Origin of the sequence: Novosphingobium sp. ES2-1 (assembly GCF_015169775.1) — a bacterium.
GTDB classification, from domain to species: Bacteria; Pseudomonadota; Alphaproteobacteria; order Sphingomonadales; family Sphingomonadaceae; genus Novosphingobium; species Novosphingobium subterraneum.
The window spans coordinates 161,990-174,962 of sequence record NZ_CP063449.1 but is presented as its reverse complement, the minus strand read 5'-3'; the positions used below and the strand labels follow the sequence as shown (position 1 = coordinate 174,962).

At 69.2% G+C, this 12,973-nt stretch carries 13 protein-coding genes; 12 read left to right on the top strand and 1 reads right to left on the bottom strand.

Going from position 1 to position 12,973, the window contains the following annotated elements:
• The first annotated feature begins 3 nt into the window (after positions 1-3).
• From cobN to cobJ, 5 genes are read left to right on the top strand one after another with little or no spacing between them, the layout of a single operon-like run.
• Positions 4-3,285, top strand: coding sequence for a cobaltochelatase subunit CobN (gene cobN / locus IM701_RS21500; protein ID WP_193829218.1), 3,282 nt, complete (start codon positions 4-6; stop codon positions 3,283-3,285).
• Positions 3,282-4,412, top strand: a complete 1,131-nt coding sequence (locus tag IM701_RS21495) for a cobalamin biosynthesis protein CobG (protein WP_230487989.1) — start codon at positions 3,282-3,284, stop codon at positions 4,410-4,412. The genes cobN and IM701_RS21495 overlap by 4 nt, the downstream gene beginning before the upstream one ends.
• On the top strand, positions 4,412-5,041 hold the full coding sequence (locus IM701_RS21490) for a precorrin-8X methylmutase (protein WP_193829217.1): 630 nt from the start codon (positions 4,412-4,414) through the stop codon (positions 5,039-5,041). Before IM701_RS21495 ends, IM701_RS21490 begins: the two co-directional genes overlap by 1 nt.
• Positions 5,038-5,775: a precorrin-2 C(20)-methyltransferase gene (gene cobI / locus IM701_RS21485; protein WP_193829216.1), complete on the top strand. Its 738-nt coding sequence runs from the start codon at positions 5,038-5,040 to the stop codon at positions 5,773-5,775. Before IM701_RS21490 ends, cobI begins: the two co-directional genes overlap by 4 nt.
• A complete protein-coding gene (gene cobJ, locus IM701_RS21480; protein ID WP_230487988.1) occupies positions 5,772-6,548 on the top strand; it encodes a precorrin-3B C(17)-methyltransferase in 777 nt (258 codons plus the stop codon). The genes cobI and cobJ overlap by 4 nt, the downstream gene beginning before the upstream one ends.
• On the opposite strand, the gene IM701_RS21475 is transcribed toward cobJ, so the two are convergent.
• The gene (locus tag IM701_RS21475; RefSeq protein ID WP_193829214.1) at positions 6,512-7,273 is read right to left on the bottom strand and encodes a cobalt-precorrin-6A reductase; all 762 of its coding nucleotides are present in this window, start codon (positions 7,271-7,273) and stop codon (positions 6,512-6,514) included. The two genes, cobJ and IM701_RS21475, sit on opposite strands and share 37 nt — an antisense overlap.
• On the opposite strand from IM701_RS21475, the gene cbiE reads away from it, so the two are divergent.
• The 7 genes from cbiE to bluB are packed head-to-tail and all read left to right on the top strand — an operon-like array spanning position 7,272 to position 12,970.
• Positions 7,272-8,480 (top strand): precorrin-6y C5,15-methyltransferase (decarboxylating) subunit CbiE, encoded by a 1,209-nt coding sequence (gene cbiE, locus IM701_RS21470; protein ID WP_193829213.1) that lies wholly within the window; start codon positions 7,272-7,274, stop codon positions 8,478-8,480. The genes IM701_RS21475 and cbiE overlap by 2 nt on opposite strands.
• Positions 8,477-8,842 (top strand): cobalamin biosynthesis protein, encoded by a 366-nt coding sequence (locus tag IM701_RS21465; RefSeq protein ID WP_193829212.1) that lies wholly within the window; start codon positions 8,477-8,479, stop codon positions 8,840-8,842. The genes cbiE and IM701_RS21465 overlap by 4 nt, the downstream gene beginning before the upstream one ends.
• Positions 8,839-9,624, top strand: coding sequence for a precorrin-4 C(11)-methyltransferase (gene cobM, locus IM701_RS21460; RefSeq protein ID WP_193829211.1), 786 nt, complete (start codon positions 8,839-8,841; stop codon positions 9,622-9,624). The genes IM701_RS21465 and cobM overlap by 4 nt, the downstream gene beginning before the upstream one ends.
• The gene (locus IM701_RS21455; RefSeq protein ID WP_193829210.1) at positions 9,621-10,946 is read left to right on the top strand and encodes a cobyrinate a,c-diamide synthase; all 1,326 of its coding nucleotides are present in this window, start codon (positions 9,621-9,623) and stop codon (positions 10,944-10,946) included. The genes cobM and IM701_RS21455 overlap by 4 nt, the downstream gene beginning before the upstream one ends.
• Positions 10,943-11,710 (top strand): precorrin-6A synthase (deacetylating), encoded by a 768-nt coding sequence (gene cobF / locus IM701_RS21450; protein ID WP_193829209.1) that lies wholly within the window; start codon positions 10,943-10,945, stop codon positions 11,708-11,710. Before IM701_RS21455 ends, cobF begins: the two co-directional genes overlap by 4 nt.
• On the top strand, positions 11,697-12,326 hold the full coding sequence (cobO, locus tag IM701_RS21445) for a cob(I)yrinic acid a,c-diamide adenosyltransferase (RefSeq protein WP_230487987.1): 630 nt from the start codon (positions 11,697-11,699) through the stop codon (positions 12,324-12,326). The genes cobF and cobO overlap by 14 nt, the downstream gene beginning before the upstream one ends.
• On the top strand, positions 12,323-12,970 hold the full coding sequence (gene bluB, locus IM701_RS21440; RefSeq protein ID WP_193829208.1) for a 5,6-dimethylbenzimidazole synthase: 648 nt from the start codon (positions 12,323-12,325) through the stop codon (positions 12,968-12,970). Before cobO ends, bluB begins: the two co-directional genes overlap by 4 nt.
• The last annotated feature ends 3 nt before the right edge of the window (positions 12,971-12,973 follow it).

Sequence of the window (12,973 nt, the reverse complement as noted above, 5' to 3'; positions counted from 1 at the left end):
GCAATGCACGTCATCTTCCGCGAAACGCACGGGATGGAGGAAACCGCCGTCCCGCAGGATCTGGGGCAGACGCCTGCGGATCTCGTGGTGCTGTCTTTTTCCGACAGCGACCTTGGCGCGTTCGCGGGCGGCTGGCATCAGGCGAGACTGGCGAACCCGGCGTTTCCGTCGCTGCGCCTCGCCAATCTGGCGGCGCTGATGCACCCGCTTTCCGTCGATACGTATATCGAACGCACGCTGGGCGGGGCGCGGGCGATCCTGATCCGGCTGATCGGCGGCACGCCCTATTGGAGCTATGGGCTGCAACAGGTGGCGTTGCTGGCGCGCTCGCGCGGGATCGCGCTGGCGGTGTTGTCCGGCGATGGGCGGCCGGATCACAGGCTGGACGAAGCCTCCACGGTTCCGCCCGCGGTGCTGCGCACGCTGGGCCAGCTTTGCGATTCTGGTGGAGCGGATGCGGCGCGCGCGGCGCTGGGCGAGCTGGCACGCGCAGCCCGGCTTGTCACGGCCACAGAAATCCCGAGCACGGCGCTGCCCATGGCCGGTGGCTGGCACCCGCTCCATGGCCTGTGCGATCCGCTGGCGCTGATCCCCGACGCAACACGCCCGCTGGTGCTGATCGTGTTCTACAGGTCCTATCTTGCGGCCCACGATCTCGACCCGTTCGAGGCTCTGCATCGGGCGTTCGAGGCGGCGGGCTTTGCCACGCTGTCGCTCTACGTCACGTCGCTGAAGGAGCCGCAATCGCGCGCGCAAGTCGATCGCTGGGTGCGGCAGCTGGCCCCCGCTGCGATCGTCAATGCGACCGCCTTTTCCGCGCGGGATGATCAGGGCCACAGCCCGCTGGATGGCGCTGGCGTGCCCGTGTTCCAATTGGCGCTGGCCACCGGAGCGCGTGAAGCGTGGACGAATGCCGCGCGCGGGCTGTCGCCCGCGGATCTGGCGATGCACGTGGTTCTGCCTGAAATCGATGGTCGCGTGTTCGCGGGCGTGGCCAGCTTCAAGCAAGCCGATGTGGCAGACCCCGCGCTGGAGTTTGCCCAGAACCGGCACCGCGCCGACCCGGATCGCATCGCGGCCATCGCGGCGCGCGTGGCGGGCGCAATCGCGTTGGCAAGGAAGCCCGCCCGCGAACGCCGTGTAGCGCTGGTCCTGTCGACCTATCCGGGCAAGGCGCACCAGATGGCGCACGCCGTGGGGCTGGATGCGCTCGCCTCGGCCGAGGCGATCCTCCATGATCTGGCCGATGCGGGCTATGCGACGGGCGCCGTTCCCGATCTGGCGACCGCGCTGGGGCAGGAGACCCTTCACTGGCCACTGGCCGCGTATCGGGCGGCGTTGACCACCCTGCCCGCGCCCTTGCGCGCCGCGCTGGCCGAGACCTGGGGCGATCCGGAGAGCGACCCTGCCGTGGTGGATGGCGCGTTCCGGTTTGCCGCCGTGACGACGGGCCAGGCGCTGGTCGCGCTGCAACCCGAACGCGGCAATCTGGCCGACCGGGACGAGGCCTATCACGATACGACACGATGCCCTCGCCATGCCTATGTAGCCTTCTACCTCTGGCTGCGCGCACTGGGAATCGATGCGCTGGTGCACGTCGGCGCGCACGGCACGCTGGAATGGCTGCCGGGCAAATCGGTGGCGCTGTCGGAAGCCTGCTGGCCCGAAGCGCTGGTTGGCGCCCTGCCGGTGATCTACCCGTTCATCGTCAACGATCCGGGCGAAGCCGCGCAAGCCAAGCGCCGCATCGGTGCAGTCACGCTGGGCCATGCCCCGCCACCGCTGGCACCAACCCGGCATGGCGCCGGGCTGGAACGGATTGAGACGCTGCTCGACGAGTTTTCCAACGCCGATGGCCTCGATCCTGCCCGCCGCGATCGCCTGCAAGGCGCCATCCGCGCCGAGGCGCAGGCGCTGGGGCTGGAGGCGGAACTGGGTCTTGATGCCGCAACCACGCTGGGCGAAGCGATCACGCGCATCGACCGCTTCGTGTGCGATGTGAAGGAGAGCCAGTTCGGCGACGGCCTGCATGTGTTCGGCCGTGGCGAACAGGGTGCGTCCGAGCGTGCGGGCCTCCTTGCGGCGCTGGCGGGACGGCGCGTGCCTGCCGGACCTTCGGGATCGCCCCATCGCGGGCGCAGCGACGTGCTGCCGACGGGGCGCAACCTTTACACCATCGATCCGCGCGCGGTGCCCTCGCGCGCCGCCCATGCGCAGGGCGTGACGCTGGCCGAGGAACTGCTGCGCCGGCACTTGCAGGATCACGGCGACTACCCCCACGGTCTGGTGGTGGACCTGTGGGGTTCGGCCACGATGCGCACAGCGGGCGAGGAATTCGCCATGGCGCTGCATCTGCTGGGCGCAAAGCCGCTGTGGGATCCGGCGTCCGAGCGCGTGACCGGGATCGAGATCCTGCCCCTTGCCCTGCTCGACCGACCACGCATCGACGTGACGCTGCGCGTGTCGGGGCTGTTTCGCGATGCCTTCCCTGCGTTGCCCATGCTGTTCGGGCAAGCGGTGCGCGCGCTGTGCGAACGGGACGAAGAGCCGGAATGGAACCCTTTTGCCAATACACAGGCAACCCCGCGCGTCTATGGTCCGCAGCCCGGTCGCTATGGCCTGGACATGGGGGCAGCAGCGGAAACCTATACCGACGCGGCACGCCGCGCGGCGGGGGAAGCCTGGCTGGCAGCATCCGGCCACGCACTCGACACCGCCGATGCGCAGGCGGACAGCCGGGGCCTGCGTGAACGGGTGGCCGGAGCCGATGCCTTTGTGCATTTGCAGGATCTTGCCGAAACAGACCTGTTGCTGGCGGCGGACTATGCCGCGCACGAGGCTGGCTTTGCCGCTGCGCAGGCCGTCACCGGCGGCAATGCGGCGCTCTATCACCTCGACAGCCGCAACCCCGAACGCCCGGTCGCGCGCGCGCTGACCGAGGAAATCGCGCGCGTGGTGCGCGCCCGCGCCGCGCATCCGGGATGGATCGCCGGGATGATGCGCCACGGCTTTCGCGGAGGCGCGGAACTGGCCGCAACGCTGGATCATCTGGGCGCAATTGCGCATCTTTCCGGCAGCGTGCCGCCACAACTGTTCGACCTCTATCACGAGGCTACGCTGGGGCAGAGCGAGGTGCGCGCCTTTCTGGAACGGGAAAACCCGCAGGCGCTGGCAGCAATGGAAGCGCGCTTTGCCGCACTCCATGCCGCAGGACTTTGGCCTACACGGCGAAATTCGATCCTCGCCACCCTGCCCCTGTCGTCCGCGCCGGAAACCGAGGCGTGAGCGGCTTCGAGATCAAGGGCTGGTGCCCCGATGCGTGGCGACCGATGGAAACGGGCGACGGCCTGCTGGTGCGGATCAAGCCACGTCTCGCGCGCCTGACCCGTGGACAAGCACGCGCCCTGTGCGCGCTGGCCGACCGCTTCGGCAACGGCATCATCGACGTCACGCGTCGCGCCAATCTCCAGGTCCGCGGCGTCCACGAAACCGGCTGGCGCGATCTGGTGCGTGAACTGGTCGGGTTGGGGTTGGTGGACGCCGATCGCCGTATCGAAACCCGGAGCAACCTGCTGGTGGCGCCCGATTGGACGCTGGGCGACGACAGCCATCGTATTGCCTGCGACCTGCTGGCGCGGCTGGGCCAGTTGCCCGACCTGCCTGGCAAGGTCGGCTTCGTGGTCGACGCCGGTGCCGCTCCGGCCCTGCTCGACGAACCGGGCGATTTCCGCGTCGAACGCGGTGCCACAGGCGGCTTGATCCTGCGCGCCGCCGGGCGGTCCACGGGCGTTGAACTCGCCGCAGGCAGCGAAGCAGGCATGCTGATCGCGCTCGCACACTGGTTCCACGAGAGCGGCGGCACGCTGGCAGGCCGCATGGCTCGCCACGATGCGCCCTTGCCGGATTGGGCGACGGGAAAAGTGCCGCCCGCACCGCCCGTTTCTCCGATGGTGCCGGGCAGCACGCCGCAAGGCACAGCGCATGGCGCGCCGTTCGGGCAGGTGGAAGCGGCCGTTCTGGCCCGCGCCGTTGCCGATCCTGCCGTCGAGGGCCTGCGGATCACGCCATGGCGCGTGTTGCTGCTCGAAGGGACGCAGAGCGGTGCCATCCCCGGCCTGATCGCCGATGCCGCCGACCCGCTCCTGCGCGCTTATGCCTGCCCCGGTGCCCCGTTCTGCCCTCAGGCGAACGTGGCCACGCGCGAGCTGGCGCGGCGGCTGGCGCCCGCCGTTTCGGGCAACCTGCACGTTTCCGGCTGCGCCAAGGGCTGTGCCTGCCCGCAGCCCGCCGCCGTCGTCCTGACCGGCCGCGATGGCCGGTTCGACCTTGCCCACAACGACCGCGCCGGATCGCCCGCCGCCGTGACCGATCTCGGCCCCGCAGCGGTCCTTGCGCATTTTGGAGTCGCCTGATGCCCCATGCCTATGAAACCTGTGGCGCGGCGATCTATCGCCAGTCCTTCGCCATGATCCGTGCCGAGGCTGATCTGGCGCGCTTTTCCGCCGAGGAAGAACCGGTGGCCGTGCGCATGATCCATGCCGCCGGGATGGTGGACCTCGCCCGGCATATCCGCTTGTCGCCCGGCTTTGCCGATGCCGCCCGCGGCGCGCTGGCGGCAGGCGCACCCATCCTGTGCGATGCCCGGATGGTCTCCGAAGGGGTCACCCGCCCGCGCCTCCCCGCCGATAACGCGGTGCTGTGCACCCTGCACGATCCGCAAGTGCCCGATCTGGCGCGCACCATGGCCAACACCCGCTCGGCCGCCGCGCTGGAACTGTGGCGGCCCCATCTGGCGGGCGCGGTGGTGGCCATCGGCAACGCCCCCACCGCCCTGTTCCACCTGCTGAACATGCTGGAGGATCCGGACTGCCCGCGCCCGGCCGCGATCATCGGCTGTCCTGTCGGGTTCGTGGGCGCGGTGGAATCCAAAGCCGCGTTGTGGGACGCGCAGCCCGTGCCCTGCTGCATCGTGGAGGGGCGCCTCGGCGGCAGCGCCATCACCGTGGCGGCAGTCAACGCCCTTGCGAGCCGCGCGGAATGAGCGCCGCCCTCACCGCAGGCACGATCCACGGCGTCGGCCTTGGTCCCGGCGCGCCCGACCTGCTGAGCGTGCGCGCCGACCGGCTGGTGCGCGGCACCCGCCACATCGCCTATTTCCGCAAGGCGGGCCGCCCCGGACAGGCACGGCGCATTGCCGAGGGCATGTTGCGCGACGATGCCATCGAGATCGCCATGGAATATCCGGTGACGACCGAGATCCCGGTCTCCGACCCGCGCTACAACGCCTGTCTTTCGGCTTTCTATGCCGAGTGCACCGAACGGCTCGCCACGCTGGCCCGCGCGGGCGACGATGTGGTGGTCCTGTGTGAAGGCGATCCGTTCTTCTACGGCTCGTTCATGCATCTACATTCGCGGCTTGCCGGCCTGACGCCGGTCGAGGTCGTGCCCGGCATCACCGGCATGGCGGGCGCATGGAACGCCACGGGACTTCCGATCACCTGGGGCGACGACGTGCTGACGGTGGCCACGGCCACCCTGCCCGAGGAGGAACTGGCCCGCCGCATCCGCGATACCGATGCGCTGGTGGTGATGAAGATCGGCCGCAACCTGCCCAAGCTGCGTCGCGCGGTCAAAGCCGCCGGGCGAGAACAGGCGGCATGGCTGGTAGAATACGCTGCCATGCCTGCGCAACGCGTGACGCCACTGGCAGAAGCGACCGACGTGACGCCCTATTTCTCGATCCTGCTGATCCACGGACAGGGGCGCAGACCGTGAGCGTGCCCGCGCAAGGCGGCTGGCTGGCCGTCGCCGGACTGGGGCCGGGCGATCAGGCTCTAGTCACGCCCGAAGTCAGCGATGCGCTGGCCGCAGCCACCGACGTGATCGGCTATTTCCCCTATGTCGCGCGGATTGCCCCACGCGAAGGGCTGGTGCTGCATCCGTCCGACAATCGCGTGGAACTGGACCGGGCGAAACTGGCGCTGGACCTTGCGGCGCAGGGTCGCAACGTGGTGGTCGTCTCGTCGGGCGATCCCGGCGTCTTCGCCATGGCCGCCGCCGTGTTCGAAGCGTTGGAGGCGGGCACGCCCGCATGGCAGGACATCGACATCCGCGTCCTGCCCGGCATCACCGCGATGCTGGCGGCCAGCGCGCGCGCCGGTGCCCCGCTCGGCCATGATTTCTGCGCGATCAACCTGTCGGACAACCTGAAACCGTGGTCGCTGATCGCAAAGCGCCTGCGGCTGGCGGCCGAAGCCGATTTCGCGATGGCGTTCTACAACCCGCGCTCCAAATCGCGGCCCCAAGGCTTCGCCCGCGCACTGGCGGTGTTGCAGGAAGCCTGCGGCGACGACCGCCCGGTGCTGTTCGCCCGCGCGGTATCGACGGCAGACGAAGTGCTGCGCATCGTGCCGCTCGACAAGGCCCAGCCCGACATGGCCGACATGCGCACGATGGTGATCGTAGGGTCCAGCCAGACGCGGATCATCGAACGCCCCGCAGGCCCCGTGCTCTATACCCCGCGTTCCGCGCCGAAAGCTGTGGCGTGACCCAGCCAGGCGATCACATCTTCCGGCCGATGCACTTCGAGCCGTTCGGGCATGGCCGGACGGTCGATCATCAGCACGGGCAAACCCAGTTCGCGCGCGGCGATCAGCTTTGCCTCCGCGCCCGTGCCGCCAGCGTTCTTGCTGACGACAAGATCGATGCCGTGTTCCTGCAACAGCGCGCGGTCGCCCGCCACGGTGAACGGCCCGCGATCGACGACGAGGCCATGATCGGGCAGCCCGGGCGGCATGGCGGGCGCATCGACGAAGCGCAGCAGGTAGTGGTGCTGCGGCTGCGCGGCGAAAGCGTCCACATGCATCCGTCCCAGGGCCAGCAGAACGCGGCGGGTCGGCCCCGCCAGCGCGGCGACGGCGGCAGCGATGTCGGCCACGTGATGCCACTGATCGCCGCCGACCGGCTGCCAGGCGGGCCGGGTCAGCGCGATGTGCGGAACGCCCGCCTCTCGTGCGGCCGCCACGGCATTCGCGCTCATCGTCGCGGCGAAGGGATGGGTGGCGTCCACCAGGTGCGTGACACCCGTTTCGCGCAAAAGCTCCGCCAGACCTGCCGCGCCGCCGAAACCGCCGATGCGCACCGGCACGGGCTGGGGGCGCGGGTTTTCGGTGCGACCGGCATAGCTCAGCCTGGCCGTGATGCCGCGCCCTGCAAGCAGGCGCGCCAGCGCGCTGGCTTCGGTGGTGCCGCCCAGCACAAGGACGTTTGGCATGGCTGATCGGGATCCCGCTGGCTGGTTGACGATCATCGGCGTCGGCGAAGATGGTTTCGATGGCCTGTCCGCCGCCAGCCGCGCGGCGCTGGCCGGTGCCGAACTGGTGATGGGGCCGCCGCGCCACCTGTCGTTGCTGCCAGCGCTTACCTGCCCGGCCATCGCATGGCCAGTGCCTTTCGCCGATGGCGTGGCGCGCCTGCTGGAGCATCGCGGGCGCCGCGTGGTCATGCTGGCGTCAGGAGATCCCTTCTGGTTCGGCGCCGGAAAAAGCGTGACGCGCCATCTCGATCGCGATGAATGGATCGCGCACCCGGCCCCGTCGACGTTCTCGTTGGCCGCAAGCCAGTTGGGATGGGCCGTGCAGGATACGGTCTGCCTCGGCCTGCACGCCGCGCCGCTGCAACGCCTGCGCCCGCATCTGGCACCGGGTCGGCGGATCATCGTCCTGCTGCGTGATGGCCATGCGGTGCATGTACTGGCGGCCTATTGCGCCAGCCTTGGCTTCGGGGCGTCCACGCTTCACGTCATGGAGGCGCTGGGCGGTCCTCGGGCACGGGTGCGCCACGTGGTGGCCGACCAGGTGGTGCTCGGCGAGATTGCCCATCCTGTCGCCGTCGGTATCGCTACGGCGGGCGAAGGCCACGCGGTGCCCACGACCTCCGGCCTGCCCGACGATCTGTTCGCGTCCGATGGCCAGATTACCAAGCGGCCGGTGCGTGCGCTGACCTTGTCGGCGCTGGCGCCGCGCGCGGGCGAAACGCTGTGGGACATCGGCGCAGGCTCCGGCTCGATCGGGATCGAATGGCTGCTGTCGCACCCCGCCAACCATGCCATCGCGCTGGAAGCCGATCCGGTGCGGGCTGCCCGCGCGCGGGCCAATGCCGCCGCGCTGGGCGCTGACCATCTGTGCGTGATCGAAGGCCGCGCTCCCACCGACCTGCCCGATGGCCCGGCGCCTGATGCGGTGTTTATCGGCGGCGGGCTGTCCTACGCCCTGCTGGAAGCCCTGTGGCACCGCCTTCCCGCCGGAACCCGGCTGGTTGCCAACGCGGTCACGCTGGAATCGGAAGCCGTGCTGGCACACTGGCATGGCGCGAAAGGCGGCGCGCTGCTGCGCGTCGAACTGGCCGATGCCGCCCCCATTGGCAACCGTCACGGCTGGAAGGCCCGCTATCCGGTGGTGCAGTGGAGCATCACGCTATGATCGTCGCCGGCTTCGGGTTCCGCGCCAGCGCCAGCCTTGAATCGCTACGCGCGGCGCTGGCGCTGGCGCAACAGGGCGCGCCCACGGTCACGCGCCTCGCCACCGCGCAGGCCAAGGCCGCAACGCTCGCCCCGCTGGCACAGGCGCTGGGCCTGCCGCTGGCCGAAGTGACCGCCGACGCGCTGGCCGCCCGCCGTACGCACACCGAATCCGCCGCCAGCCGCAAGGCACACGGCACTGGCAGCGTGGCGGAATCCGCCGCGCTCGCCGCCGCAGGGTCGGGGGCACGACTGTTGCGCCGCCGGCAGATTTCCCCCGATCGCATGGCCACTTGCGCCATTGCCCAAGGAATACCTGAATGACCGTCCATTTCATTGGCGCCGGCCCTGGCGCGCCCGATCTGCTGACCCTGCGCGGGCGCGACCTGATCGCAGCGAGCCTCGTCTGCCTTTATGCCGGATCGCTGATTCCGGCCGCCATGCTGGCCCATTGCCCGCCGAACGCGCGCATCGTGAACACCGCGCCCATGGCACTGGACGATATCGTGGCCGAGATCGCCGCGGCCCATGCCGCCGGGCATGACGTCGCGCGGCTGCATTCGGGCGACCTGTCGGTCTGGTCGGCGATGGGCGAACAGTTGCGCCGGCTGCGCGCGCTGGACATTCCCTTCACCGTCACGCCCGGCGTCCCCGCCTTTGCCGCCGCCGCCGCAACGCTTGAGGCGGAACTGACTCTGCCCGAACTCGGCCAGTCGCTGGTCCTCACGCGCACGCCCGGCCGCGCCAGCACGATGCCGCCGCGCGAAAGCCTCGCCAACTTCGCGGTGACCGGCGCGACGCTCGCCATTCACCTGTCGATCCACAATCTGGCCACGGTGGTGGCCGATCTTGCCCCCGCCTATGGTCAGGATTGCCCGGTCGCCGTGGTGTGGCGCGCCAGCTGGCCCGACCAGCGCGTGGTCCGCGCCACGCTGGGCACGGTGGAACAGGCCGTGGCGGGCAGCATGGAGCGCACTGCGCTGATCCTCGTCGGCCGCGTGCTGGCTGCCGAAGGGTTTGCCGAAAGCAGCCTTTATGCCGCCGATTACGACCGCCGCTTCCGCCCGCAGGATGCCACCTCGCGCTTCATCGGCGTCACCGAATGAGCGTTCCCGGCCTGATGATCGCGGCGCCCGCGTCGGGCACCGGCAAGACCACGGTCATGCTCGGGCTGCTGCGCGCGTTGATGCAGGATGGCCTTGCCGTGCAGCCGTTCAAGAGCGGGCCGGATTACATCGACCCCGCGTTCCACCGCGCCGCCTGCGGACGCGCCTCGTTCAACCTTGACAGCTGGGCGATGGAACCGGCGCTGATCGACGCCATCACCGCGCAGGCGATGGGCGCGGACATGATCCTTGCCGAAGGCTCCATGGGCCTGTTCGACGGCGTGGCCTGCCGGGGCGCTACCGGCAATGGCGCCAGCGCCGACGTTGCCAAGCGCATGGGCTGGCCGGTGGTGCTGGTGCTGGACGCATCGGGACAGGCGCAGTCCGTCGCCGCCACCGCGCTCGGCTTTCGCAGCTTCGATCCCGCGCTGCGCATAGCCGCAGTGATCCTCAATCGCGTGGCCAGCCCCCGCCACGAAAGCCTGCTGCGCAAGGGGCTGGAGTCCATCGACATGCCCGTGCTCGGCGCGCTGCCCCGGCGCACCGATCTGGCCTTGCCAGAACGCCATCTCGGGCTGGTGCAGGCGATGGAACACCCCGATCTGGAACGCGCGGTCGTCGATTACGCCGCGTTCCTGCGCGGCCATGTCGATCTCGCCGCTCTCCGCGCCGCAGCACTAGCCAGGCCCCCCGTATCTCGGCCCAGCCACCTGCCCCCTCCCCCGGCACAGCGCATCGCGGTCGCACGCGATGCAGCGTTTTCCTTCCTCTATCCGCACCTTCTGGAAGGCTGGCGGCGTGCAGGTGCGCAGATCACGCCGTTCTCCCCGCTGGCCGACGAAGCACCGGCCGCCGATGCCGATCTCGTATGGCTTCCGGGCGGCTATCCCGAACTGCATGCCGGAACGATCGCGGCCGCTTCCACCTTCCTCGAAGGCTTGCACCGCCATGCCGAAACGCGGCCCATCCATGGCGAATGCGGCGGATACATGGTGCTGGGCGAAACGCTGGTGGACAAGGCAGGGACATGCCACCGCATGGCCGGCCTGCTCGGGCTGGAAACCAGTTATGCCCAGCGCCGGATGCACCTTGGCTATCGCCATGCCGAACTGCTTGCGCCTGTCGCGGGTATTGCGGCGGGCACCTGCCTGCGCGGGCACGAGTTCCATTATTCCACCATCCTCGCGCAGCACGATGCGCCGCTGGCCCGCGTCACCGATGCCAACGGCGATCCGGTGGCCGAAACCGGATCGCGCCGGGGCCGGGTGACCGGCACCTTCTTTCACATGATTGCCCCCTCCGACCGAGGCGTAAACGCGTGATCGAGCTTCACCTGATCGGCATCGGCACCGGCAACCCCGATCACCTCACCACGCAAGCAACCCGCGCCATGAACGCGGCGGACCTCATCCTGCTGCCGCGCAAGGGCAGTGCGAAGTCGGACCTTGCAGATCTGCGCCGCACGATCTGCGCGAACGTGCTGACCCGCCCGGTGCCGATCGTCGAATTCGACATGCCGGTGCGGGCAGATGATGGCGACTATGCGCGCGCCGTCAACGACTGGCACGATGCCATCGCGGCCATCTGGCGCGAACAGATCGCCGCGCACTTGCCCAGGGGCGGGCGGCTCGCGCTGCTGGTCTGGGGCGATCCTTCGCTCTACGACAGCACGCTGCGCATTGCCGAGCGGTTGCAGCGTGCCGGGCTGGAAGTTGCCGTCAAGGTTGTCGCCGGCATCACCAGCATCCAGGCGCTGACCTCCGCCCATGCCATTCCGCTCAACCCACTGGCCGGTCCCGTTACCATCACCACCGGGCGTGCGCTGCGCACCCACGGCTGGCCGGTCGATGCCGATACGATCGTCGTCATGCTCGACAGCGGCTGCGCCTTCGACGTGCTTGATCCGCGCGGCATCACGATCTGGTGGGGGGCCTATCTGGGCATGGACCATCAGGCGCTGGAACAGGGGCCGCTGGCCGAAGCGGCCCCGCGGATCGCCGCACGCCGGGCGGCCCTTCGCGCCCGCCACGGCTGGATCATGGATGTCTATCTGATGCGAAAGGAACAGGTCGATGGAAGCCGCTGACGCACCGATGGCGGGAGAAGCCGCCGATGCCCGCCACGCCGACAAGATGCGCAAGAAGCAGGCCGCACGCGACACGATCATGGCCAACAAGACGCGCGAAAAGGGCCTGCTGATCGTTCACACGGGCAAGGGCAAGGGCAAGACCAGCGCCGCGCTGGGCATGGTGGTGCGCGCCATCGGCCACGGCATGAAAGTGGGCGTGGTCCAGTTCGTGAAAGGCGCGATGGTCACGGGCGAAAAGGCGGTGTTCGACGCCTTTCCCGACAATGTCGAGTTCAAGCCCATGGGCGAAGGCTTTACCTGGAACACGCAGGATCGTGCGCGCGACATAGCCTCTGCCCGCACCGCCTGGGACGAAGTGAAGCGCATGATCGCGGACCCGGCCTATCACATGGTGCTGGCCGACGAGCTGAACATCGTGCTGCGCTACGATTATCTGCCGCTCGACGAAGTGCTCGAAGTCCTGACCGCCAAGCCAGAGATGAAGCACGTGATCGTCACCGGCCGGAATGCACCCGATGCGCTGATGGAGGCCGCCGATCTCGTCACCGAGATGACCATGGTGAAGCACCCGTTCCGATCAGGCGTCAAGGCGCAGGCGGGAATCGAGTTTTGAGCCAGCCCGCTCCCCAGTTCGATGCCGAATTCGCACAGGCGTTCGAAACGCTGCTGCACTGGCGGCGCGATGTGCGCCATTTCGCATCGCAGCCGGTGACCGAACAGGACATGGCCGAACTGCTGGCGCTGGCGACGCTGGCTCCCTCGGTCGGCAACGCCCAACCCTGGCGCTTCGTGCGCGTGCGCACGCCTGCCTTGCGCGAGGCGCTGGCCGTCCATGTCGATGACCAGAACGCGTTGGCCGCACGTGGCTACGCCGACCAGGCGCGCCACGATGCCTATCGCGCGCTCAAGCTGCACGGCTTGCGCGAAGCACCCGAGATCGTGGCCCTGTTCTGCGACGAACAGGCGCAGGCGGGCCACCGCCTTGGCATCGCCACCATGCCCGAAATGCTGCGCTATTCCTGCGTCGCGGCCATCCAGACGCTATGGCTGGCCGCGCGCATTCGCGGGATAGGCCTCGGCTGGGTCTCGATCCTCGATCCGCAGGTGGTGAGCGCCATGCTGGACGTGCCGCCACGGTGGTCGCTGATCGCACTGCTGTGCATCGGCTATCCCGAGCAATCTTCAGAAACCCCCGAACTCGAACAACGCGGTTGGCAATCGCGTGAGCCGCTGGCCGACCGCGTGTTCGAGAGATGACCC

What these genes read in the sequence shown, in the direction of transcription:
- IM701_RS21490 (WP_193829217.1), top strand. Translation starts at nt 4,412, where the DNA reads ATGCCCCATGCCTATGAAACCTGTGGCGCGGCGATCTATCGCCAGTCC.
- cobI (WP_193829216.1), top strand. Translation starts at nt 5,038, where the DNA reads ATGAGCGCCGCCCTCACCGCAGGCACGATCCACGGCGTCGGCCTTGGT.
- IM701_RS21455 (WP_193829210.1), top strand. Translation starts at nt 9,621, where the DNA reads ATGAGCGTTCCCGGCCTGATGATCGCGGCGCCCGCGTCGGGCACCGGC.
- IM701_RS21475 (WP_193829214.1), bottom strand. Translation starts at nt 7,273, where the DNA reads ATGCCAAACGTCCTTGTGCTGGGCGGCACCACCGAAGCCAGCGCGCTG.
- IM701_RS21465 (WP_193829212.1), top strand. Translation starts at nt 8,477, where the DNA reads ATGATCGTCGCCGGCTTCGGGTTCCGCGCCAGCGCCAGCCTTGAATCG.
- cobO (WP_230487987.1), top strand. Translation starts at nt 11,697, where the DNA reads ATGGAAGCCGCTGACGCACCGATGGCGGGAGAAGCCGCCGATGCCCGC.
- cobN (WP_193829218.1), top strand. Translation starts at nt 4, where the DNA reads ATGCACGTCATCTTCCGCGAAACGCACGGGATGGAGGAAACCGCCGTC.
- cobM (WP_193829211.1), top strand. Translation starts at nt 8,839, where the DNA reads ATGACCGTCCATTTCATTGGCGCCGGCCCTGGCGCGCCCGATCTGCTG.
- cbiE (WP_193829213.1), top strand. Translation starts at nt 7,272, where the DNA reads ATGGCTGATCGGGATCCCGCTGGCTGGTTGACGATCATCGGCGTCGGC.